The organism is Rummeliibacillus suwonensis (genome assembly GCF_007896435.1).
Taxonomy (GTDB): Bacteria; Bacillota; Bacilli; order Bacillales_A; family Planococcaceae; genus Rummeliibacillus; species Rummeliibacillus suwonensis.
This window is the reverse complement of the sequence record NZ_VCBL01000001.1, coordinates 1,659,959-1,684,990: the sequence shown is the minus strand read 5'-3', so window position 1 is coordinate 1,684,990 and position 25,032 is coordinate 1,659,959. Positions and strand designations below refer to the sequence as shown.

General features: G+C 35.2%; 21 protein-coding genes and 1 riboswitch. Of the genes, 13 read left to right on the top strand and 8 right to left on the bottom strand.

From position 1 onward, the window contains the following. The first annotated feature begins 25 nt into the window (after positions 1-25). Positions 26-226, top strand: coding sequence for a cold-shock protein (locus FEU33_RS07820; RefSeq protein WP_102692015.1), 201 nt, complete (start codon positions 26-28; stop codon positions 224-226). A gap of 185 nt (positions 227-411) precedes the next feature. Beyond that, a complete protein-coding gene (locus FEU33_RS07815; RefSeq protein WP_146548835.1) occupies positions 412-612 on the top strand; it encodes a cold-shock protein in 201 nt (66 codons plus the stop codon). 442 nt (positions 613-1,054) lie between these two features. On the opposite strand, the gene FEU33_RS07810 is transcribed toward FEU33_RS07815, so the two are convergent. The 4 genes from FEU33_RS07810 to FEU33_RS07795 all read right to left on the bottom strand — a co-directional run bounded on the left by FEU33_RS07810 (position 1,055) and on the right by FEU33_RS07795 (position 7,382). After that, complete coding sequence (locus FEU33_RS07810; RefSeq protein ID WP_146548834.1) at positions 1,055-2,659, bottom strand: ABC-F family ATP-binding cassette domain-containing protein; 1,605 nt, start codon at positions 2,657-2,659, stop codon at positions 1,055-1,057. Between the two features lie 200 nt (positions 2,660-2,859). Further along, complete coding sequence (locus FEU33_RS07805; RefSeq protein ID WP_146548833.1) at positions 2,860-4,365, bottom strand: succinyl-CoA:acetate CoA-transferase ScpC; 1,506 nt, start codon at positions 4,363-4,365, stop codon at positions 2,860-2,862. Between the two features lie 795 nt (positions 4,366-5,160). Then, positions 5,161-6,222: a DHH family phosphoesterase gene (locus FEU33_RS07800; protein WP_146548832.1), complete on the bottom strand. Its 1,062-nt coding sequence runs from the start codon at positions 6,220-6,222 to the stop codon at positions 5,161-5,163. A 335-nt stretch (positions 6,223-6,557) separates the two neighbouring features. Then, positions 6,558-7,382 carry an SH3 domain-containing protein gene (locus FEU33_RS07795; protein WP_146548831.1) on the bottom strand — a complete coding sequence of 275 codons (825 nt, stop codon included), beginning with the start codon at positions 7,380-7,382 and terminating at the stop codon, positions 6,558-6,560. Between the two features lie 817 nt (positions 7,383-8,199). On the opposite strand from FEU33_RS07795, the gene FEU33_RS18765 reads away from it, so the two are divergent. Then, positions 8,200-8,346, top strand: a complete 147-nt coding sequence (locus tag FEU33_RS18765) for a hypothetical protein (protein WP_186731354.1) — start codon at positions 8,200-8,202, stop codon at positions 8,344-8,346. Here FEU33_RS18765 and FEU33_RS07790 read toward each other — a convergent pair. The 3 genes from FEU33_RS07790 to msrA all read right to left on the bottom strand — a co-directional run bounded on the left by FEU33_RS07790 (position 8,324) and on the right by msrA (position 11,022). Next, positions 8,324-9,229 (bottom strand): DMT family transporter, encoded by a 906-nt coding sequence (locus FEU33_RS07790; RefSeq protein WP_146548830.1) that lies wholly within the window; start codon positions 9,227-9,229, stop codon positions 8,324-8,326. The genes FEU33_RS18765 and FEU33_RS07790 overlap by 23 nt on opposite strands. 124 nt (positions 9,230-9,353) lie before the next feature. Beyond that, positions 9,354-10,259: an AEC family transporter gene (locus tag FEU33_RS07785; protein ID WP_146548829.1), complete on the bottom strand. Its 906-nt coding sequence runs from the start codon at positions 10,257-10,259 to the stop codon at positions 9,354-9,356. Positions 10,260-10,458: 199 nt separating this feature from the next. Further along, on the bottom strand, positions 10,459-11,022 hold the full coding sequence (gene msrA / locus FEU33_RS07780) for a peptide-methionine (S)-S-oxide reductase MsrA (RefSeq protein WP_146548828.1): 564 nt from the start codon (positions 11,020-11,022) through the stop codon (positions 10,459-10,461). An 89-nt stretch (positions 11,023-11,111) separates the two neighbouring features. Between msrA and FEU33_RS07775 the strand changes: the two genes are divergently transcribed. The 6 genes from FEU33_RS07775 (at position 11,112) to FEU33_RS07750 (ending at position 17,761) form a co-directional block, all read left to right on the top strand. After that, complete coding sequence (locus FEU33_RS07775) at positions 11,112-12,056, top strand: LCP family protein (RefSeq protein WP_146548827.1); 945 nt, start codon at positions 11,112-11,114, stop codon at positions 12,054-12,056. A 69-nt stretch (positions 12,057-12,125) separates the two neighbouring features. After that, positions 12,126-13,334: an AI-2E family transporter gene (locus FEU33_RS07770; protein ID WP_146548826.1), complete on the top strand. Its 1,209-nt coding sequence runs from the start codon at positions 12,126-12,128 to the stop codon at positions 13,332-13,334. 274 nt (positions 13,335-13,608) lie between these two features. Further along, positions 13,609-14,643, top strand: coding sequence for an N-acetyl-gamma-glutamyl-phosphate reductase (gene argC, locus FEU33_RS07765; protein ID WP_146548825.1), 1,035 nt, complete (start codon positions 13,609-13,611; stop codon positions 14,641-14,643). A gap of 13 nt (positions 14,644-14,656) precedes the next feature. Continuing rightward, positions 14,657-15,883 (top strand): bifunctional glutamate N-acetyltransferase/amino-acid acetyltransferase ArgJ, encoded by a 1,227-nt coding sequence (gene argJ / locus FEU33_RS07760; protein ID WP_186731353.1) that lies wholly within the window; start codon positions 14,657-14,659, stop codon positions 15,881-15,883. After that, positions 15,846-16,625, top strand: coding sequence for an acetylglutamate kinase (gene argB / locus FEU33_RS07755; protein ID WP_146548824.1), 780 nt, complete (start codon positions 15,846-15,848; stop codon positions 16,623-16,625). The genes argJ and argB overlap by 38 nt, the downstream gene beginning before the upstream one ends. Beyond that, on the top strand, positions 16,622-17,761 hold the full coding sequence (locus tag FEU33_RS07750; RefSeq protein ID WP_146548823.1) for an acetylornithine transaminase: 1,140 nt from the start codon (positions 16,622-16,624) through the stop codon (positions 17,759-17,761). The genes argB and FEU33_RS07750 overlap by 4 nt, the downstream gene beginning before the upstream one ends. Positions 17,762-18,172: 411 nt before the next feature. Here FEU33_RS07750 and FEU33_RS07745 read toward each other — a convergent pair whose 3' ends face one another. Next, positions 18,173-19,354, bottom strand: a complete 1,182-nt coding sequence (locus FEU33_RS07745; RefSeq protein WP_146548822.1) for an aminotransferase class I/II-fold pyridoxal phosphate-dependent enzyme — start codon at positions 19,352-19,354, stop codon at positions 18,173-18,175. A gap of 348 nt (positions 19,355-19,702) precedes the next feature. On the opposite strand from FEU33_RS07745, the gene FEU33_RS07740 reads away from it, so the two are divergent. The 4 genes from FEU33_RS07740 (at position 19,703) to FEU33_RS07725 (ending at position 24,436) form a co-directional block, all read left to right on the top strand. Then, positions 19,703-21,694, top strand: coding sequence for a methyl-accepting chemotaxis protein (locus FEU33_RS07740; protein WP_186731352.1), 1,992 nt, complete (start codon positions 19,703-19,705; stop codon positions 21,692-21,694). A gap of 808 nt (positions 21,695-22,502) precedes the next feature. Then, positions 22,503-22,877 (top strand): GntR family transcriptional regulator, encoded by a 375-nt coding sequence (locus FEU33_RS07735; RefSeq protein ID WP_146548820.1) that lies wholly within the window; start codon positions 22,503-22,505, stop codon positions 22,875-22,877. Positions 22,878-22,879: 2 nt separating this feature from the next. Next, positions 22,880-23,743 (top strand): ABC transporter ATP-binding protein, encoded by an 864-nt coding sequence (locus tag FEU33_RS07730; protein WP_146548819.1) that lies wholly within the window; start codon positions 22,880-22,882, stop codon positions 23,741-23,743. A gap of 39 nt (positions 23,744-23,782) precedes the next feature. Further along, a complete protein-coding gene (locus FEU33_RS07725) occupies positions 23,783-24,436 on the top strand; it encodes an ABC-2 transporter permease (RefSeq protein ID WP_146548818.1) in 654 nt (217 codons plus the stop codon). 410 nt (positions 24,437-24,846) lie between these two features. Next, positions 24,847-24,956, top strand: a riboswitch (SAM riboswitch). Positions 24,957-25,032: the final 76 nt, after the last annotated feature.

Below are 25,032 nucleotides of genomic sequence, written 5' to 3'. Positions count from 1 at the left end.
TTATTTTTTTTGGAGGTTTTCTCACATGAAACAAGGTACAGTAAAATGGTTTAACTCAGAAAAAGGCTTCGGATTTATCGAAGTAGAAGGCGAAAACGATGTATTCGTACACTTCAGCGCTATCCAAGGTGAAGGCTTCAAAACTCTTGACGAAGGTCAAAAAGTAGAATTTGAAGTTGTTGAAGGTAACCGCGGACCACAAGCAGCAAACGTTACAAAACTTTAATTTACTGCTTATAGGAGGGGTAACTTTGTTTACCCCTTTTTTCAATTACATACTTTTGCCTGAGTCCTATTTATGTATTATAAAAAGTATCTGGCGAATAGACACTTTCTATAATATGTAAATCTATAATCTAGGTTGAAAATTGCGTATTTCTTTAAAATATTTATTTTTTGGAGGTTTCTTAAATGAAACAAGGTACAGTAAAATGGTTCAACGCAGAAAAGGGATTTGGATTTATCGAAGTAGAAGGGGAAGATGATGTATTCGTACACTTCTCAGCTATCCAAGGCGAAGGTTTCAAAACTCTTGACGAAGGTCAAAAAGTGGAATTTGAAATAGTTGAAGGAAGACGTGGGCTACAAGCAGCAAACGTTACGAAACTTTAATAGCGTATATAAAAAGAAATTGTCGACAGAGTCAGCTTTTGTACTCTGTCGGCTTTTTTTGTTTATGATCGTGGAAGAGAGCCTGATGGTGGTCGGTAAGAGCGAAGGACAGGAAGGACAGATAGAACCCGTGTTCATTAGATTTTCTAAATTTTAGCCGACCTTTTATCCCGCGTTAACGGGCAGTAAGACCCCAACCTCAAGGTTTAGAGAAAAATGAGAAAGATAGGTGGGGATCAACTGCCCGTAAAAGTCCGATGGTTCGGGCCAACAAGATGTTGGTCACTCAGGTGTTGCTATAGGACGTGGCGCTTTTAACCTGAGTTCTTCTAGCTCAGTGGGGGTGGGGGTTTTCTTCATCCCACACTGATGGAAGGAAGCTTTACTTTATATAGAACTAAAAAAAAGGAGGATTCCTGCTGAAGGAATCCTCTTTTTTTAGTTATTGTAATCCTTGAGCATCTTTCCATTCTAAGAATTCGTCATAAGTAAGTTGCTTATCTAGAATAGAGCCGTCTTCGCGAATTTCGATGACGCGGTTGGCAATGGTTTGGATGAATTGATGGTCGTGAGATGTGAAAATCATAGCCCCTTTAAAGTTCGTCAATCCTTCGTTTAACGCTTGGATCGATTCAAGGTCAAGATGGTTCGTTGGCTCATCTAATAAAAGGATATTTGAGTGAGAAAGCATCATTTTAGATAACATACAGCGCACTTTTTCACCACCAGAAAGTACGGAAGGCGCTTTTTTCACTTCTTCACCTGAGAATAGCATACGTCCTAAGAAACCACGTAAAAACGTTTCTGTTTCATCTTCTGGTGAAAATTGGCGCAGCCATTCAACAAGCGTTTTTTCATTACCTTTAAAGAATTCCTCATTATCGAGAGGGAAGTAGCTTTGAGAAGTTGTAACGCCCCATTTGTAACTACCTTCATAATCTTTATCTTCTCCAACTAAGATTTTAAGAAGAGCCGTTTTCGCAATTGGATCGCCAAGTAAGATGATTTTATCTTCTTTGTTCATCGTAAAGCGGATATCTTTGAATTGTACTTCGCCATCGATTGACTTAGATAAGCCGTCCACTGTTAATACATCATTGCCGATTTCACGTTCCATTTGGAAGTGAATATAAGGATATTTACGACTGGATGGCTTAATGTCCTCCAATTGGATCTTTTCAAGCATTTTCTTACGAGATGTTGCTTGTTTGGATTTTGAAGCATTAGCAGAGAAGCGGGCAACGAATTCTTGCAACTCTTTAATCTTTTCTTCTTTTTTCTTATTTTGATCTGCTAACATTTTTTGTGCTAATTGACTGGATTCATACCAGAAATCATAGTTACCAACATAAATTTGGATTTTAGAATAGTCAAGATCAGCGATGTGTGTACATACTTTGTTTAAAAAGTGACGGTCATGGGATACAACAATGACCGTGTTTTCGAAATTGATCAGAAACTCTTCCAACCATTGGATCGCTTTTAGGTCTAAATGGTTTGTAGGTTCGTCCAAAAGCAAAACGTCTGGTTTTCCGAATAGAGCTTGTGCAAGTAAAACTTTCACTTTTTCAGAACCAGTAAGTTCAGACATTTTTAGATGGTGCATAGATTCTGGAACGCCGAGACCTTGTAGAAGAATTGCTGCATCTGATTCAGCTTCCCAACCGTTCATTTCAGCGAATTCGCCTTCAAGTTCAGCAGCCCGAATCCCATCTTCATCAGAAAAATCTTCTTTCATATAGATGGCGTCTTTTTCTTTCATTACGTCATATAATCGTTTATGTCCCATCATAACTGTTTCTAAAACTTCAAATTCTTCATATTCAAAGTGATTTTGTTTTAGAACAGCAAGACGTTCACCAGGATTCATACTGACATGCCCATCTTGAGGTTCGATTTCTCCAGATAAAATTTTTAGAAATGTAGATTTTCCAGCACCATTGGCACCGATTAAACCGTAACAGTTACCAGGTGTGAATTTAATATTAACATCTTCAAATAGCTTACGGTCGCCATAGCGAAGACCTACGTTACTTACTTGAATCATGTAAGTGCCTCCTTTTTCGCAATGCTATTATTATATCATGGAAATGTGTAAAGCTCTATAATATTATAATTGTGTACGAAAAGAGGGGAAGAACGAATAGAGCTATCTAAAAAATAAAAATAGTATGCCAGAAGCAGGCATACTATTTTAGATAGATCAAGACTATTTGGAGGAATAGTAGTCCTCCATGATAGAGTAAATTATTTTTTCATGGATCCTGTTTTTTCAAGTAGTTCATACATTTCATAAGCACGGCTTAAAATATGTGGTGTTTGGACATTGCCTTTTGCTTCAACTGCAGCATTGTAGTAATCCCAAAGTTGTTCTCTATAATCAGGATGTGCACAATTATTGATGATCAATGGCACACGTTCTCTTGGAGCTAAGCCGCGTAAATCAGCAACGCCTTGTTCGGTTACAATGACATCTACATCATGTTCTGTGTGGTCTACATGAGATACCATTGGTACGATAGATGAGATTGCGCCACCCTTAGCATATGATTTTGTCACAAAAATGCCTAAACGAGCATTACGTGCAAAATCTCCAGAACCACCAATACCATTCATCATTTTGCTACCAGATACGTGAGTAGAGTTTACATTTCCGTAGATATCTGCTTCAAGAGCTGTATTAATTGAGATTAAGCCCAAACGGCGAATTACTTCCGGATGGTTTGAAATTTCTTGTGGACGCAATAAAATTTTATCAGCATACTTTTCTAGATCGCCATAAACACGTTTTCCTAATTCAGCAGAAAGTGTAATAGAAGTAGCTGAAGCAAAATCTACTTTTCCAGCATCAAATAAATTGAATACAGCATCTTGTAGTACTTCAGAATATACTTGTAAATGTTCAAATTCTGAATCTGCAAATCCATCTAATACAGCATTCGCTACTGAACCAACACCAGATTGAATAGGTGCCAATCGGTTTGTTAAACGACCAGCCTTAATTTCAGAACGGAAGAAATCTAGTAAATAATTTGCCATAATTTGTGTTTCTTCATCTGGTGGCACAATAAGTGATGGTGCATCAGGCTCGTGAGAAATAACAATCGCTTTAACTTTAGAAGGATCAATTTTAATCCCTTTTTCGCCGATTCGATCAGCTGCATTTGTTAAAGGAATTGGTTGACGTTTACCCTGTTCTTCCGGAACATAAACATCATGAATTCCAATTAGAGATTCTGGGTGTGAAACATTTAATTCAATAATGATGTTTTCAGCAACTTCGGCAATGATAGGGCTATTCCCCACAGAAGTTGTTGGAATTAAATAGCCATCAGGTGTAATTGCAGACGCTTCCAAAATTGCATAATTGACTGTACCAAATATTCCTTGACGATATTGTTCTGCACTATGTGATAAGTGCATATCTGCAAATAGGATTTCGCCTTTATTGATCAAAGTACGCATTGCTCTATCTGCTTGGAATGGACCACGTTTGCGAATAACGCCAGATTCCGCTAAATGTTGGTCAACTTCTGGTCCAAGTGAGGCACCGGTATATACATCAATTTTGAATTTTTCGTTTTTTGCGCGTTCAACAAGTGCCATAGGTACAACTTTTGCATCACCAGCACGTGTGAAACCACTCATTCCTACGACATCACCATCTGAAATAAGTGCTGCAGCTTCCTGTGCAGTTACTACTTTGTCTGCCAATTCTTTCAATCCAATACGTTTTTCAACTGTCGCTTCCATTTTCATCCCCCTAAGTGAAACAATTAAATGTTTTAACTTCATCCTACAGCTTTTTAGATAACATGAATTTGCTAGAAGGAAATTCAGTCGGTCTACATGTACTGATCATTTTACTGATAAGTAAGATGGGTAAAGTTAATATTAGACGAAACACTATCATACAAAATGTAAACGGTTTCTACTTATATTTTTACACAAAATGATCACAATAATCCACAATTTTTTTTAAAAATATTAAAATATTTTTAATATAATAAGAATGATACTGTTTTTTCTACTTAAAAATCAAAATTTTCTAATATTTTTTATTAAAAAGTAAAATAGAATCAATTTCATAATGCAAAATTTAGATGAAAAACACGAACGTTTCGAATCAACATGAACATTAATATTCAGAAGTTTTTGTTCCGCTCCAGACGGCGCTTTCCACGGGCTTGGCTTCAATCTCCTCGTCACTACGTTCCTGCGGGGCTTTCAGCTCAAGCTTTTCCCGTAGGAGTCGCCGTCTTCCGCTCCACAACTATCAAAATTAGTTATTCTTAAATGTTCGTATTTTTTAAAAAGAAAATGATTTGTGAAATTGATTCAATAATATCTAAAAAAATAAAAAAAGTCCGGCAATCATTGATGAAATCGTCTTCATCATGTGAAGTTGGAATAAAAAAACAAGACTCCTAAAAAGGCTAAAAGGCTAATTTTGGGAGTCTTGCGTTTTAAAGGTCTCTTTGCAAAATAAATTTTGAGCAAACTACATTTCAAACAAATCGCTGTAGTCGTTTACTGTGAAATCACCTATTATTTATTCTTACTTGCTTCTAACACTGCTTGTAAGAATTCTGTCCCTAATTCAGAAAGATCACAACCAGATGCGTTTGGATGTCCACCACCATTATAAGCTTTAGCGATTTCAGCTAAATTAATAGCATCACCGATTGAACGGAGTGAGACTCGATTTTTAACAAGGCTAATGATAAATACTACATCAATTTCTTCAGCAAATTTCTCTGCCAAGTGATTGCCTAATTCGCTAAAATAAGAGTCTGTCTCAACAACACCAATATTTAAAGGTGCATCATGACCTTTTAAATGAAAATTGGGTACGATCACCATTTGTTTTGTTTTTTTCTTTAATACCTTGCGCAATTCCTCTTTTGAAAATTCAAGATAGGTAGCATCTTCCGGTGTGAAGAATTGACCAGTTAAGATATAATCCAATCTTGCATGGATAAAATCATGTCGGCGTCTTGCATAGAAAATAGTATTTAGATCGGTAGCCTCTTGAATCGAAAGAACATTCCAATCCCAAGTGTCGTATAATCGAATATCTTCTACTAAATGTGCTAAACGATCAAAAAAGGTTTCTTTTTCAAGAACTGTATATTCAGGCGTCTTTTCAGTTTCAGCCTCTTCTTCGTCTACAGAATGAAAAATAGGGGATAATTCATATTCAGCGTCTTTTAATGCTTTAAAAATTAAGGTTGTTGCAGACATTTTAATATTATTTAGAGTTGGAAGAACGGTTGCCCACTCATACTTATTTAAAGCGATAGCTGATGCGTGGTGATCCATTAAAACAACAGAACGATCATCAGGTTTTTGATTCACTTTTTCAATCATTTCTGCTGTTTCTTCGTTTACACTCAAATCTGTTATGATTAATAATTCATGGTCGTTCAATTCAGCTAGACGAGCTTGTACAGCTTCATCCACCTTTCGTGTTTCAACATAGTACGGAGAATGTGTAATACCATATGCACGTAAGACAATAGATGGACCTACACCATCCAAATCTGTATGAGTGATTAAATGGATATGCTCATAATTTTGTAATTTTTGGGATAATTTTTTTAAATTCAAGTATTTCAACGCCTTTCATATCAAACATAGATATACATTATAACATTATTTTTCATCGAACGATTATTGTATACCAAAACAAATTTGTTCATCCCAAAAAAGTTGGTCAAAAACAGCATGACCAACTGTTTATATACTGATATGGAATGTTTAAGAATTTTACTGAAGGGTCCTCGTGAATTATGATTTGCCCTCGCAATAGCAAGCAAAGTAAGCATTCCGTTTCAAGAAATAGATAAGAAAGCATAAAGAGAGGAGCGATCGCCAGTAAAAGTTTGCCTCATTCAACGAACACTAGACAGAGGGGGTATAGAAAATCCCCTCTGTTAAAATTCTCACTTGATTGATGAAAGTTCTGTAAAAGTTTTACCCTTAAAAGTTTGCTTGATGAGACCTACTTTAGGTGCATAGTAGGAATAAGTTTTACCTTTACTATCTCTGACAACAATGACGTTTTTAAAAGTACCAGCCTTTATTTTGAGCTTTTTATTCGTAGCAACGATTTTAAGTGTTTGACCGTCTAGTCCTTTCCAAGTTTTATTCAGTTTAACTGGGTATTTGATAGCTAATTCAGCAATCCCAACATCTTTATATCCTGTAAAAAGTCCTTTTGAGGTTTCGTATTCCATTCTTCCATATGGATCGGGTTCAGCGTTTAAATACCAAAAATTAGTCAATGTTTTATCAGAAGAGAAGACCGTTTTAAATTTAGCTTTGTATAATGTACTAAAACCAGAGCCTTTGTTTCCAGGTGAATAGTACGAATAAGTTTTATTTGTATTCATAGCATATGGTGTTTTTGCATTTGCTTTTGCACTTTGTAAGTATTTTGAAGGAATATAGCCAGTTGAAAATTGTAAAGAAATTTTTGACCAACCATTATTAAGTTTCTTTAAAACAACTACACCTTGATTGTTTTTTACTGAATCCATAACACCACTCTTTGTTGAAGCTTTGCGATATATTTTTACGGAATGATTTGACTGAACTAATTTAAATGATTTCAATGATGCCGTTTTATATGTAGAAGTTTGCGTATTTTTTGTAACATTTGAAATATTTGAGATTGCTGCTGTATGACTTGGCAAAATGATAGATGAAATCGTTCCAAAGGCAAGAGTAGCAGTTAAGGACAATGAAATAATGGACTTGTTTTTCATAAAGAATTCCTCCTTGAGTACAATATATATTACGAATGTTACAAATACAAGTAAAGTTTGTAACATTTTTAAAATGAATACTTTTGTAATAGTTTTAAATGAAGAAAAATGATTTTTATGAGAAGAAGTTTCTAATTAAGAAGTAGGTAAATAGGGAAGTAAATGGAATTTTCAATCATTAATATCTGAATCAATTTCATAAATCATTTTCTTCTTAAAAAATACGAACATTTGATAATAACTAATTTTGATAGTTGTGGAGAGGAGGACGGCGACTCCTACGGGAAAAGCTTGAGCTGAAAGCCCCGCAGGAACGTAGTGACGAGGAGATTGAAGCCAAGCCCGTGGAAAGCGCCGTCTGGAGCGGAACAAAAATTCTGAATATCAATGTTCATGTTGATTTAAAATGTTCGTGTTTTTTATCTGAATTTTACATTATGAAATTGATTCATCTATGTAAATATATGCAAAAGATATTTACATATATACATATTCAAGTGAAAAGATTAGGCGTATTGATGAAGGAGGATGGGAGCAATCACTTATGAAAATTGATCTATAAAAAAGAATGCAAAAAAATCGTCCTTTTCTTCTAATGTTCAGCGACTAAACTAACATACAGAAAGGGCGATTTGAATATGAATTTGAAACTGTTTCTTGCTGATTTTCCTTTTAAGGAAATGAGGCCCATTACAACTATGAGAAATTCTAAAGATTGATAAATAGATTAATTTATCCCGCGTTAATGGGCAGTAAGACCCCCCACCTCAAGGTTTAGAGAGAAATGAGAAAGGTAGGTGGGGGATCAAACTGCCGCATGCGCCCGACTGGTTCGGGCCAACAGGATGTTGGTCACTCAGGTGTTGCCACAGGACGTGGCGCCTTTAACCTGAGTTCCTCTAGTTCAGTGGGGGATGAAGAAAACCACACTGATGGAAGCTTCACTTTATTTGTTTTTTCTTAGCAATCTTACGACCTGTCCAATAGACGCCCATTAGAACTAAAAGGCCACCAACGACTTGTGACAATACGATTTTTTCTCCTATAAAAATAACGGCAAAGATAGATGCGAATACAGGGATTAAGTTCAAATAAATACCGGCACGATTTGTCCCTAATTTGACTACACCAGTATTCCATGCAATAAAAGCAACGATAGAGGCCAAAATCCCTGTATAAAGAATAGCGAAAATAGAAGTAGCCGACCAATGAACAACCATTGTAGTTGTTAAAGTTTCATAGATATAAAATGGTAGAAGCATAACGATACCTACTGCAATAGATACAAAAAATGTTGAATGTCCTGGCAGTTCTTTTGCATATTGCTTGACTAATAATGAATAAACACTCCACAAAACTAAAGCAATAATGACAATCAAATCACCTTTATTGAACCTAAAGTGACGGAGTACTTCTAAAGATCCATTTGAAATAATCGTTATGACTCCAATAAAAGAAATAGCTGTACCAATGATTTGATTGCGATTCAATCTTTCATGAAGGAAAAGAAATGAAAGCATGTAAATAATGACAGGTGTCAACATATTCATCAAAGAAGCATTGATCGAAGTAGTATAATGCAAAGAAATGTAGATAAGTGTGTTGAAACCTGCGATACCCGTAAAACCTAATGCCAATATAATGGCCCAATGCTTTTTGATTTGCGACCATTCGCGTTTCAGTGATGTATAAATAATCGGTAGGAATATGATTAGTGCAACACACCATCTAAAAAATGCTAATGTAAATGGCGGTAAATCATTGGCAACGGCTTTTCCTATTACAAAATTGCCACCCCATAATATGGTTGCTATTAAAAGCAATACAACTGGAGGAAACTTATTCATCAAAAGACCTCACTTTTAAAATATAAATTAATTTTACAAATGTGCTGATTGGAAAATGCGATAAAATTCGATATAAATCCTTAATATGATCGATAACATCTTCTCTTTTTAGAAAATATCCATTTTAAATCCCTATAAAATGCATGACGATCGGAATGCTAAAAATACTAATAATAGTCGTAACGAATGTTGTGAAAGACACTAAATCTGGTTCTGTATCAAATTGTAAAGCGAGCATAGTTGTGTTTGCCGCTGCAGGCATAGCTGCTTGGATAATTAAAACGGATTTAATCAAATCACTAAGAGGCATAAACCAAAGAATGGCTACTGCTGCGAGTGGCGATAAAATAATACGAATAATACTTACCGCTGTGACAAAGCGATATTTAACACGCGTTTTGGAAATAGCTGCAAGTTGCATCCCTAATACAAGCATAACAAGAGGAATAGAAGCATCAGCTACTAAATCAACCCCATTCATCACTGGCTTTGGGACATGCACATGAATGAGCTGAAGGAATATCCCAATGATGGAAGCATGTAATACAGGCATGTGAAGGACATTTTTGAACGCTTGTTTGACCGTTGCTTTTCCTTTTCCTCCAATGGCTGCAAAGAAAATACCCAGTGAGTTCATAAACAATGAATGCAATACCATAATGATGACAGCAATATGAAATCCTGGAGAGCCAAGCGCAAATAATACGACTGGTGCGCCATAATTACCGCTGTTCATAAAGACCGCACCAAGCATCATTGCTGAAACTTCAGAACGCTCCGCCTTTAAAAAACGAGCCCAAATCCATGTAATGATAAATAAAACAATAATTAAAAGGATTGCGAACAAACATATGTATAAATAATCCATTGTTAATGCAGTTGTATAGAATGTACGAAAAGCAAGAAAAGGTGACATTAAATACAACGAAACTGTAGAAATCGTTTTGATGTCAAAATCGATGATTCTTTGTCCGATATAACCGATCAAAAACACGATTAATACGGGCAAAATAATGAAAAACAAATCCAACGATTTCCCTCCTTATATCATTTTCTATTTTTATTATTTCATGTTTCGAAAGAATGGCAAGTATTTTTGCAAAAAAATGAATAAAAATAGGTTTTAGGTTATGCTCCTTTTAATGCATCTTATTCATCTATCAAGCGTCTATACATATGAATCGAATATAGCTTTGTTTGATTCAAATCGAATAGGTTATTTGTGTTTTCTACTTCCAATTTTTTTGTATAAACTCATCTCTACCAGATGCAGCACGATCTTGCTTATAGTGTTCAGGGTTCTTTTTATAAAAATCTTGATGATAACCTTCTGCTGGATAGAAAGCTGTAGCGGCTCGGACTTCTGTAACAATAGGCTTCTTGAATCGACCGCTGTTAGCTAAATTTTGTTTAGACTTTTCGGCTACAATTTTTTGTTGTTCAGAATGATAGAAGATAGCTGCTCGATAATTGCTGCCACGATCTTGGAATTGGCCACCATCATCAGTGGGATCGATTTGTTGCCAGAAGAGATCCAATAATTTTTCATATGGAAAAACTTTTTCATCGAATAGGATTTGGACAACTTCTACATGACCTGAGGTGCCTTTTTTTACGTCTTCATATGTAGGATTTTTTAAATGTCCGCCCATATAACCAGAGGTGACACTATGGATACCATCCCATTCGACAAATGGTTTGACCATACACCAAAAGCATCCACCAGCAAATGTAGCAGTTGAAAGAGTTGTTTCTGTCAATTTAGTTGACCTCCTTAAGTCTATTTTGTCCATTTTACTTGCGTAGAATAGTTTCTACAACTATTATGTAGTTTACACGATAACTTCTTAGAAAAAAAGAAGTGTTGAAGGGAGAAATTCATATGGACGAAAGTCGTCATTCATATGTCCGTAAGAAAAAAAGAAAGTTAAGAAAAGGACGTGTCTTCTTTACTATACTTATTCTACTGGCAATTACGGCTATTATTTACTCATATACTCAATATAAAGAAGGCCAAAAACTAGCATCTAACACTGTTCAAAAAACAGAACAATTTAAAGGTGATACACAAACAAAGTCGAATATAGAGAATATCTTACTATTAGGTGTAGACTCTAGGGGTGAAAAGAAATCTCGAACAGATTCTATGATTTTAGTATCTTGGGACAAAGATACGAATGATATTAAAATGGTTTCTTTCATGCGTGATATTTACGCAAATATCCCTGGTTATCAATCATATAAGCTCAACACGGCCTATTATTTAGATGGCGTGCAGTTATTAAAAGATACATTGCAAAACACATTTGATGTTGAAATAAACCATTATGCATTGATTGACTTTAAAAGCTTTGAAAAACTAGTGGATATCGTTGCACCAAATGGGGTAGAAGTCTATGTCGATCACGATATGTCACAAAACATTGGTGTTAGCTTGAAAAAAGGAAAACAAAAACTTAATGGGAAAGAGTTGTTAGGCTTTGCACGTTTCCGCCATGATAATCTTGGAGATTTTGGACGTGTGGATCGACAACAAAAAGCGCTAGAAGCCTTAAAAAAAGAGGCATTCTCACCAAGCAATTTTAAAAATTATCCGAAGCTTTTAGGGGCAATTCAAGGCTATGTACAAACTGATATGACAAATAGTCAAGAATTAGGCTATCTGTTTACGGCTATAAAGGAAGGAAATCTTTCTATTCATCGTCTAACGATTCCTGTTGAACATAGCTATAATTATGGATACTATCCACAGGCTGGTTCAGTACTTGATATTAATGTGGATCAAAATAAAAAAGCGTTAGAGAAATTTCTTGGTTCTAATCCGTAATAGGGGAGTATAATGGCAATAGTAAGAAAGATTCAGAAGATTTTTTAGTATAAAAGAGGGGGAAATTCATTGCAACCAGAAAAAAGATCATTCTTTACAACAAGGTTTATCCAGTTTCTGGGTGGCAAAAATTTGTTGTTTGGGTTAATTACATTATTATTAGTGGGATGTATTATTTTTGTTTATGACAAAATTTCCTTTATCTTTTATCCAATTGTCGTTTTTTTGAGAACCGTTGTTTTACCAGTTATACTAGCGTTGATTTTGTATTATTTACTAAGACCAGTATTGCATTTATTGATGAAATGGAAAATTCCTAAGATCTGGGCAATACTTATTATTTATATTGCTGGGATTGGGATTATCTCTTTGTTCGTGACACTTATCTTCCCGTTTTTAAAAGAGCAATTCATGAACCTAATACAAGAATTTCCTAATTATTTTATGCAAGTTGTTCATTCTGTGCAGAATCTAATAGAAACTTCAAGTTTTGGTGAAACTTTAGCTAAGTATAATTTCAATTTAAATCAAGTATTAAATAATATTTCGAATCAGTTGAATAGTACAGTTAAAGGTGCTGCTAAAGGATTGGGAACCGGAATCGCATCAGGGATTACGGGTTTTATTTCTACCCTTACAGGTATAATTGTAGCGATTGTTACAGTACCATTTATCTTGTTTTACCTTTTAAAAGATGGAGAAAAGTTACCTAAATACGCATTAAACCTTCTTCCACCACGTATGAGAGATGATACTGCTTATGTATTGCACAAAGCTGATCATCAAATTAGTAGTTATATACAAGGCCAAATTTTAGTTGCTATTTGCATTGGAATCATGGTGACAATAGGTTTTTTAATCATTGGATTAGATTATGCGGTTGTTTTAGGGGTACTTGCAATGGTCACAAGTGTTGTGCCTTATCTTGGACCAATCATAGCCGTTACACCTGCAGCGATCATAGCGATTGTGAATGCACCGCTTATGTTATTAAAGCTTGTGGTCGTATGGACAATCGTACAGTTTGTGGAAGGAAAATTCATCTCACCTCAAATAATGGGGAAATCACTGCATGTACATCCGATTACGATTATTTTTGTCCTATTAACAGCTGGTTCTATATTTGGTGTTCCAGGAGTTATTCTAGGAATCCCTGGTTATGCAGTTTTAAAAGTTTTGGTCACACATTTATTTTATTTATTTAAAAAACGTTACAATAGGTATACAGATGATAAAGCTTTGGAGTATGAGTTGGAAGATTGGAAAAAAGAAGATTAATGTGAAATCCAAAGGCTCTTCGTCAAAAATCACATTTGACATTTCTAAGACATGCATCATTTTAAATGCAACTTACCTGTTTAAAGTGTTTTTACGAATAAACCAATTGAGAAAGAACATTCTGATGGTTACAAAAGCCATTAGGATGTTTTTCTTTTTAAATTTGAATTCTAAAGCATTCTATTTTAAAAAAATTAATAAATAATAAAAATACAATTGACTTTATAAATATCCAAACATATAATAGTAACATCATATACAAGAGGTGAGAGCAATGCAGGTTGGTATAATTGGAGCAACAGGGTATGGTGGTCTAGAATTATTAAGGTTTTTGTATAATCATTCAGAAATTGAAAAAATCCATCTCTTCTCTTCATCAGAGGATGGCGTTTCATTTTCGAATAAATATACACATCTCCGAAGAATAATCGATCAGCCATTACAAAAAATTGAACCTGAAGCATTGCAAAAGTTAGACGTCATTTTTACAAGCACTCCATCAGGCGTATCAAGTAAGCTAATTCCAGAAGTCCTTACTGAACATATAAAAGTAATTGATCTTTCAGGAGATTTCCGAATCAAGAATACAGAAGATTATGAAAAATGGTATAAGTTGCCTTCAGCTCCACAACCATTTATTGATAAAAGTGTTTATGGATTAACCGAATGGAATCGTAAAGAAATCAAGAAAGCAAATTTGATTGCCAATCCGGGCTGTTATCCAACGGCTGTTTTATTGTCATTATTACCACTATTACATGATGACCTGATCGATTCAGAAAATCTTATAATTGATGCCAAAAGTGGTATAAGTGGGGCAGGGAACAAGCCAAATGCCAACAACCATTTTTGTGAAGCAAACGATAGCACAGCCATTTACAAAATCAATCAGCATCAACACATTCCAGAGATTGAACAGGCAATGGCAATGTTTGCTCATAAAGATAGTCCAATTACTTTTTCAACACATTTGGTACCGATGAATCGTGGTATTATGGCGACTAGTTATGCAAAGTTAAAAGAAGGCGTATCAAAGGAAGATCTTCTACAAAGTCTACATAATAAATACGATCAAAATTCATTTATTCGGATTATTGAAAAAACTTCAAAGGTTAGTACTAGTCAAGTTAGAGGAACAAATTATTGTGATATTCATATAAATGTGGATGAACGTACAGGACGTGCCACGATCATTTCTGTTATCGACAACTTAGTCAAAGGTGCTGCAGGTCAGGCCATTCAAAATATGAATGTCATGTTTGGTTTAGAAGAAACAACAGGTTTAACACAAATTCCAATTTGGATTTAGGGGGGAGAAACGTATGGTGACCGTTTCAGATAAATTAAAGAGAAGTGCAAGTCATAATATTATTTCGCCAAAAGGATATAAAGCAGCAGGTATCCATTGTGGCCTTAAACATAAAAAGAAAGATTTAGCGTTATTAGTGAGTGAGGTCCCTGCGAATGTAGCAGGTGTATTTACAACAAATGTCATCAAAGCTGCACCAATATTATTATCCAAAGACGTAGTTCAAAATACAGGAAAAATGCAAGCAATCATTGTGAATTCTGGAAATGCAAATGCATGTACAGGATCACAAGGTGCAGATGATGCTTATACAATGCAAAAGTTAACAGCCGAAAAATTAGGCATTGCACAAGATCTAGTAGGTATCTGTTCAACAGGTGTTATTGGTGAATTAATGCCAATGGATATCGTCAAAGCAGGGATTGAAAAAATCGAAGTGGGTTCTCAACTGGAAGACGCATTAGACTTTTCACAAGCGATCCTTACGACAGATACAGCCACGAAGCATACAGCCTATAATCTAAAAATAGATGGTAAAGAAGTGATCATTGCAGGAGTCGCAAAAGGATCTGGTATGATTAAACCAAACATGGCAACAATGCTAGCCTATATCACAACAGATGCTAATATTAGTCATGAAACATTACAAGCATTACTTGCGGATACTACTGAAAAAACTTTTAATGCAATCACAGTTGATGGGGATACATCTACCAATGATACGGTGCTTGTGTTGGCAAATGGCTTGGCAGGCAACAATGAGTTAACGCCCAATCATCCAGATTGGAATGTCTTTACAGAAGCTTTCAAGGCAGCATGTGAAGACTTATCTAAAATGATTGCCAAAGATGGGGAAGGTGCAACAAAGTTAATCGAGGTCAACGTGACAGGAGCCAAAACAGATGTGGAAGCATTACAAATTGCCAAAACAGTTGTAGGATCCTCCTTGGTGAAAACCGCTGTCTTTGGCTGTGATGCCAACTGGGGTAGAATCATTTGCGCAGTTGGGTATAGTGGTATGACAGTGGACCCAGAAACCATTAAAATCCACATCGGCGAAATTCCAGTTGTAGAATTTGGTGAGCCTATTCTATTTTTAAATGATCAATTAACTGAATATTTGAAGGAAAACGAAGTGAAAATCGCAGTTGATATGGGAATTGGTGATGGTAAGGGAACTGCATGGGGGTGTGATTTAACATATGACTATGTCCAAATCAATGCCACATACAGATCATAAAAAATTAGTCATCAAACTGGGTGGAAGTATGTTGGCAGGTCTTGATCCATCGTTTTTTGCCACATTAAAGAATCACTTAGCGAAAGGTGATGAAATTATCATCGTTCATGGTGGTGGTCCAGCGATCAATGCGGCATTACAGGATAGCAACATTGCTTATAAGACTGTAAATGGTATTCGTTTTACTTCAAAAGAAGCAGTTGGAATTGTGCAGCAAGCACTTGTTGATCAAGTTAATCCACTTTTAACGAATGAACTAAACGCTTCGGGTATTCAATCAATAGGTTTAAATGGAATAGATGGAACTATTTTTGAAAGTGATTTTCTCGACAAATCGACTTATGGATATGTAGGAAAGATCAAAAATGTTCATCATGAAACGATTCAAAAATACTTAGAAGAAGGAAAACTCCCTGTTATTGCGTGTTTTGGCGCTACAGAGGAAGGAATTCCGCTGAATATCAATGGTGATACGGTGGCAAGTGAACTTGCATTAGCTCTCGATGCGGATGCATTGTTGCTAGTAACTGACACTGCTGGTATTAAAATTAACGATGAAGTGCAAAAAGAAGTAAATCCTGAGAAAATCCGACAATGGATTCAATCGGAAGATATCTATGGTGGAATGATCCCAAAAGTGCAAGCAGCTATTGAATGTTTAGAGGCGGGGATTCCAGCTATTCATATTGTCAATCAACATTTTGAAGGAACAAAAATTTCAAAAGAAGGAGTACTGTTATGAGTGCATTATTTGACAATTACAAAAGAAGACCTATCCAACTTGTAAAAGGTCTTGGAACAAAAGTATGGGATAAGAATGGTAAATCTTATTTAGATTTCACAAGCGGCATCGCTGTATTAAGTTTAGGTCATGCAAATCCAATTTTGGTTGATGCAATCAAACATCAAAGTGAATTACTTTGGCATATATCCAATTTATTTGAGAGTCCATACCAAGAACAATTAGCAGAAAAATTGGTAAAGAATACACATTTGTCATATGCTTTTTTCTGTAATAGTGGGACAGAGGCAAATGAAGCGGCGATCAAATTAGCCAGAAAGCATACAGGTAAACATAAGATTATTACTTGTTTGGATTCTTTCCATGGTCGAACTTTTGGTGCCATGTCAGCAACTGGTCAAGATAAAGTACATAATGGATTTGGACCAATTGTAGAGAAATTCAGCTATATTCCTTTTAACGATGTTGAAAGTTTACGTGCAACAGTGGATGATGAAACTGCCGCTATTATGTTAGAAGTCGTACAAGGCGAAGGGGGAGTTCACGTCATCACACCAGAATTTGCTGAAGCTATTCAAAAAATCTGTGATGAAAAAGGCATTCTATGCATTGTAGATGAAGTACAAACAGGGATTGGGCGTACAGGAACTGCTTATGCCTATGAGCAAACCGCATTAAAACCAGATATTGTGACACTTGCAAAGGGATTGGCAGGCGGTTTCCCAATTGGAGCTATGCTTGGAACAGCAGAATTATATGATAGCTTTGGTCCAGGAACTCATGGTACGACATTTGGTGGAAATCCGTTAGCAATGGCAGTAGCAACAGCTGTTGTAAATGAAATTTTTACAGAGAAATTTTTAAAAACAGTTCAGGATAAATCACAATACTTTAAAGAAAAATTAAAGGCAGCCTTACCACCTACAGTTGAAGTAAGGGGAATGGGCTTATTGCTAGGGATTACTTGCGAAAATTCATCAAAGTTAGTTGAAATAGCAGACAAGAATGGATTATTGCTTGTTCCAGCTGGAGAGAAAGTTATGCGTTTATTGCCACCTCTTACAGTAAGCTATGATGAATTAGATCAAGCAGTTGAAATTTTACAAGCTTCCATTCCAGTCACCACATCAAAATAATCAATAATCATCGTGAATTAAGGCGCTCCGAGAACCGCTATTCACAGCAAATAACCTCTTTTAATGTGCTTCTAAAAAAGAAAAGGAACGGGTACCTTTTCTCTTATTTGGGAGCACTTTTTATTTTGTTATAAATTATGGTGATCTGCTTCTTTTCATATAGAGTAATAAAAAATCTGCTCATTCTGTACATGAGAATGAGCAGATTTTTTATTAACTAGTCGAAGCCTTTTTGATCCCCTATCATAGTACAAGACCGTATACGGAGAGAATAACCGTCTGTAAAAACTTAACTGATTCAATTGCCACCCAATAAGATGAAGAAAATCATACTGGGTGAGTTTTCACTTTATAGAACAGAATTTTTTAAACAGTTACGCATTTCTCAATTGATTGGTTTGGAATTTTCGTTTAAATACCAACTTCTATTTTAGAAAGCTTTCCCAAGCGTTCTACAGCCTCTTCAAGTAGGGTTTCATCCTGAACTAGCGCAAGACGAACATAGTTTTTCCCTGCTTCACCAAAAATGGAGCCAGGAACCATCACGACACCTGTTTTTTCAATTGCTTCATAGACAAAATCGATATCATTCAATTCTTGGTTAGGATATTTTGCAAAAACGAACATACCACCATTTGAAGGGGTAACAGTCCAGCCAATCTTCTTTAGTCCATCTACTAAAATACGGTGACGTTTTGTAAAGACTGCACGTAAACGATCCGTAATTTCTTCAGCATTGTCTAAAGCTACACAAGCCGCATCTTGAATAGGTCTATACGTACCATAGTCAAGATTCGATTTTAGTTCTTGAATAATAGAAACCATTTCAGCATTACCAGCAATATATGCGATACGAGCGCCTGCTAAACTGAAACTTTTAGAAAGTGAATTGATTTCCATTCCTACTTCTTTTGCACCTGGTGTTGATAAGAAACTCATTGGGTGCCCACCATCAAAATAGAATTCTGAATAGGCAGCATCATGAAGCACGATAATATTGTATTTTTTCGCAAATGCTACAACTTGAGTGAAAAAATCTATTGAAGGCATTGCAGGAACGGGATTTCCAGGTAAATTTAAAATCATCATTTTCGCTTTTTCAGTGATTTCAGCAGGTATTGCATCAAGGTCTGGTAAAAAAGAGTTTTCTTCTAATAAAGGCATATAATAAGGAATCGCTTCGGCTAAGTGAATACCGGCATCATAGGCTACATAGGCGGGATTAGTTGTTAATACATAATCCCCTGGGTTACAAAAGGCCATAGGGACATGAACCAATCCTTCTTGAGAACCCATTGTTTGAATAATTTCCGTTTCGGGATCTAAATCAACATTGCTGCGGCGTTTATAATAATTGGCAACAGCTTTGTAGAATTTTGTTGTTCCGCCTAAAGTATAACCGTATGAACTTGCCAAAGCTGCTTGTTTTGAAAGTTCTGTACGCACTTTTTCATCTGGTGGTAGATCGGGGCTACCAAGACTCAAATCGATCAGCTTTGTACCTGTAGCTGCTTTACGATTGGCGGCGGCTTTTAAATCTCCGAATATTGCTTTTGGAAACATAGCCATTTTCTTTGATCGTTCGATTTTCACTAGTAAGCACTCCTTAGATTGAAATTTAATATAACAAATATTCTACCATAGTTATCTATTATACAACAGGGTAAATTAAAATTTTTTCTGAATAATCATAAAGGAAAAGGCTTTCTATAATAAGGCTTAATTTTATAATCTAGAAAGTCGGCTATCATAAAACATCAGGCGGATGAAATGGATTCAAAAAAATGTTTTTTTAAATTACTAGATTTTTGTAAATATTTTATGAACTTTTAATACATAATTTGTTATACTTAGTGATGAACTTAAGTCATATGACTATTTTTCTATTGGGATAGTCAATTTGTACTTTTGTTTTAATGTATGTGGAAGGGACAGAAAACCATGGGAAAAACAATAAAATGGAAAATAATAAGTACTGTTATAGCGCTTGTTGTAATTGGGGTTCTTTTATTGAATGCTGTAAGTACTTATACGGTCAATCATAAAACAAGTGCTAATTTAAAAGCGCAAAGTCAAGTGTTTGTTACGGAAATGTCTTCTTCCATCGAAAACTATCTTGGAAGTTATGAAAAAGGCATTATTCAGTTTTCAAAATCATCTGAAGTTCTCAATTATAAAGGATCTTCTTCAGCCAAAGAAGTGAGTACGAAGTTTAACGACTTTTTGTCCATATATACTTCAGCTTCCTCTGTTTATTATGCGCAAACAAATCGACATCTCGATATTTTACCAAAAGTTGATTTAGGGAAGGATTTTGATCCTACTTCTCGAGATTGGTATAAAAATGCATACAATAATCCAGATAAGGTTTATTGGACTACCCCATATATCGATCAAGCTACTAAATCATATGCAATCACCGCAGCAAAAGCTGTCGTGAAAAATGGAAAAGTGATTGGTGTTGTAGGAACGGATATTTTATTATCAAATTTATCAAAAGAAATTTCAAAACGTGAATTAGGATATCACGGTTTTCCCATTATTATAGGAAACAACGGAACCGCGATTGCTCATCCAACAAAATTTGGTAAAGATTTATCGAATTACTCATATGTAAAGGATATGTTAGGAAGCCATAAAAACAGTGGCGTTGTCCGCACAGATGAAAAAGACAAAACGTATATAACGATTTATGATACATTGCCAAATTTAAACTGGAAAATTGCTGCGGTCTATGATGAAAACCAAATCTATCAAACTTCAAAGGATATTCGGAATATTTTTATTCTAATGTCAGCTATCTTATTAGTGATCCTATTTGTAGCTTTAGTATTCTTGATTGCTAGAATTACAAAACCAATAGAAGCACTTAGGACTTTAATGGGAAAAATGGCTAATGGAGATTTAACGGTTCGTTCAACCTATAATGGAAAAAATGAAATTGGACAACTGTCACATGATTTTAATAAAATGGCTGAAAATATGAGTTCAATCATTCAAGTTGTTAAAAAATCTTCTCATCAAGTAAACGAAAACTCTACGAAATTAAATACATTGGCAGAAGAAACAAGTGCATCAAGTCAGGAAGTAACAGCAGCTATGACTGAAATTGCTAAAGGGGCAAGTAGTTCCGCAGGACGTGCAGAAACTGCAGGGGAACATGCACAAGCCTTGAGTAATCAAATTAATGAAATTCACTCAAAATCGATTGCCATGAAAGAAGTTGCTGAGGAAGCACATCAAGTGAATAAAGGTGGGCAAAAGCAATTCAATCATTTACAAACTACTTTCTCTGGATGGGGAAATAGTATGTCGGAAATGGCAAATATGATTTCTTCTTTAGAAAATAAAATCAGTTCTATCAATAATGTCATGAAGATCATTATGGAAATTTCGAATCAGACGAATCTTCTAGCATTGAATGCAAGCATTGAAGCGGCAAGAGCTGGAGAACACGGGAAAGGTTTTGCAGTTGTGGCAGATGAAGTAAGAAAATTAGCTGAGCAATCTGCTAAGGCTACAGAAGAAGTACGTGAAACAGTTAATGCTTTACAAGAAGAATCAAATCAAGTTACAGAGCAGATGCTAGAAACGAAAAAAGCCTTCCAAAGCCAAAACAAAGTGGTTGAAACGACAAGTGAGGCATTCCATGGCATTTCTAAACTGATTCAACGTCTTGATAATTCGATTAAAGAAATTTCTGATGATGTGCTGAAAGTAACGAATTTTAAAGATGAAGTAGTGGAACTGATCCAACATATCGCAGCAACTTCAGAAGAAACAGCGGCTGCATGTGAGGAAGTCAGTGCTTCATCAACAGAACAATTAAATGCAGTAGAAGCGGTTTCGACATCTTCTGAAAACTTAACGCTTTTAAGTGACGAACTTTCTACTGCCATCAAAAAATTTAATACAGATTCGAAGAATGATTGAAGATTAGTATAAAAATTCACTAAAATGGGTAGCACAACACCACGATTGTGGTTTGGGCTACCCATTTTTATCTTTATGTATATGTAATAGATGCTTTGCGCGAGCCCGTAATCAAAACAACTCATAAAATTTTCAGGACCTCCCAGCATGATAAACCTATTAGTCTAGAAGAGGCACTTTCTATGTCCGCTAACAAACTGATCAATGCGGCAGAATTTCTTTTCAATGGCTTAGAGAGCGCATCTTTAAAAATCATAAGAAAGTTGAATAAGTGACAAAGTATGATTTCATATATATGAAAAACATCAAGAGCTTGGCTAGCGCCCAATATAGTAAGTTTTATAAACAGGACATAACTACGGTGGTGTTTTATATGCTTGTATTGATGTAGTTCAAAAATAAAAAACACGTTTGAATTATCAAACGTGCGAAAAGGGAGTTTAAAGACGGTGTGGAGCCGTCTACTCCCATCTTTGACTAAATGTTATTAGATTATACGTTTAATGATTTTTTTGAAGAAGTAATTAAGGAAATATTAATCGGTTTATCTCAGCAGTACTGTTAATACGGTGCTGTTTTTATTATCTTCATTTAGGAGATGTTTTGCGATAGAAACGTATTTTTTCGTAAAGAATTTTTTATTTATTCCGCGTTAACGGGCAGTAAGACCCCCACTGATGGAAGCTTTACTTTATCTGATTGATTACTTTAAATGATAACTATTTAACCATTGTTTAGTAAAAATATTGACTCTCTTTTCAAACAGTGTATAATGTATATACACAGTATAATCGAATGAGTGATGAAAATGGATATCATACTTTTAAATACAGCTGCCCAGCCTATTTATGAGCAAATAAGAAAGCAAATCGCTGAGCAGATTGTCAATGGGCAACTTAGTGTGGGGGAACAATTACCGTCAATTCGTGAGCTTGCCAAAGAATTAAAAATCAGTGTGATTACTACTAAACGAGCCTATAAGGAGTTGGAAAACGAGGGATTTATTGATACCGTACCAGGAAAAGGGACTTTTGTTTCTGTACTGGACAAAGAGGCATTGTTAAAACAAAAACAGGAAGGGATTAAGCAACAAATTAAACAGATGGTTGAAGAAAGCAAAAAGGCTGACATTACATTGGAGCAGCTGATTATGTTAATCAGTCAATATTATGAGGAGGACTGAGAATGGAAAATATTTTGGAATTAAATCATGTTAGTAAAGCATTTGATGGATTCGCACTCGAAGATGTGAGTTTTTCGCTTGAAAAAGGATATATTATGGGTTTTATCGGCCCGAATGGTGCTGGGAAAAGTACGACAATACGTTGTATGATGGATCTTATTCATATTGATAGTGGCAATGTACGGTTGTTTGGAGAAGACTTTCGTCATGATTTGAAATCTTTAAAGCAACGTATTGGTTTTGTCTATGACCAGGATGTTTTTTTTGAGGATTTAACGGTTGATAAGAATAAACGAATCATTTCTCCCTTTTATGAACATTGGGATGATGTCGTTTTTTATCGATATATAAAAGAATTCAATATTCCCTTAAATAAAAAAATAAAGGATTTATCTAAGGGAACAAAAATGAAATTCGCTTTAGCAATTGCACTCTCGCACCATGCCGAGTTAATTATCATGGACGAACCAACAAGTGGATTGGATCCTGTCTTCCGAAAAGAATTACTAGATATTCTTCTGGGAGTTATTCAAGATGAAAACAAGTCGATTTTTTTTTCAACGCATATCACGACAGATCTCGAAAAAATAGCTGATTACATCACGTTTATCCTTGATGGAAAAATCGTATTTAGTAGTGAGATGGAAGAATTACTGGAAAATTATGTTATTGTTAAGGGGCCAAGAAGTCTTGAGCCAGAAATCAAAAGCGCTCAACCTATTGCATTAAAAGAAACATCATTTGGGATCGAGGCGTTTATGCCAAGTAGTACAGCAAGGAAACTGACTTCAAAAACTGATATTCATATTGAACGACCAAATCTTGATGAAATTATGTATTACATAGTCAAATCAAAAAAATCATGATCGTTCAAAAACTCATCTATTTATGAAGGGGGTAGCAAATTGTTTCAGCTTATGTTGAAAGACATTTATATACAAAGAAAAACAGCGTTTATTGCACCTGTTTTTTTACTGATTTATTTCCTGACTATGGGGAGAGAACTAGAAAATACAGGTTCTCTGATTGCCATGGCATATAGTCTTGCCGTTGCTTTCATCGCTTTTCTCATGTTGGTCTATTCCAACTTTAATACAGGAGAGACCGAAAAAATGCATAATCGCCTTGTGCTTAGTCTACCAGTAGAAAGATGGTCGGTTATCAATGCCAAATATGTTATGGTGAGTGTCTGGTGGTTATGTGCTTATATTTCTTGTACGATTTTAGCTTTTATTTTAAAAAATGTATTTCATGAATTTTCATTTCCAACTTTTGATTTAAACTCACTCATTTTTTCTCTTTGCATAACTTATATTCTTGCAGCGGTTTTTTATCCGATTTACTATAAATTTGGTTGGAAAGCTGCTCAAATACTGATAGTGGGGCTCTTTTTTCTGTTCTCCTTTGGACTTGGAAAGCTACTATCGTTAGATGTTAAGTCAGGTATTATTTCCATGGTATTCAAGTATCCAGTGACCTCCTGTATGATTATAACGTTAACGATTGCTCTAGTTTCTTACTTCCTATCATTGCGGATTTACGAAAAGAAAGAGTTCTAAAAAAGATTTGGGGATTGAGTATGAAAAGAAAAATTTATAATTATTTCTTAATCATATTATTTATCGTAATAGGTACCTTTCAAATAACAAATCATAATTATTTTGGTTTATTGTTCTATTTTTGTTCTGGCATTTTCTTTATAAACGCAGTTCGGATGAAAAATGATTAAGTACAGCGCCAAAATATAGAAGGTATAGAAAAATTGTTAGGGATTGTGTCCAGAGAGTATTAAGTGTTTCGTTTTTCATTTAATTTAGAGACTTTCCGGACACCCCCTGATGTTTTAGATCATATAAAGCTGATGGTTTTAAAAAGCTCTATATATCAATGTTTATTGATTGTTTCTAATTTCGCGAAAGTTTGCAATTGTAGCATTTCCATGTTAGGATTACATTAATTACATAAAACACACTTATCAAGAGAAGCCGAGGGAAATGGCCCAGCGAAGCTTCAGCAACCTCTGCCTAGCAGAAAGGTGCTAAGTCCTACAAGACAGATGACAGTCTTGAAAGATAAGAATTGAGTGCATTTCAAACCTCTTTTCTTATCATAGAAAAGGGGTTTTCGTTTAGAGAAAATGTCTCAATACGGTAGA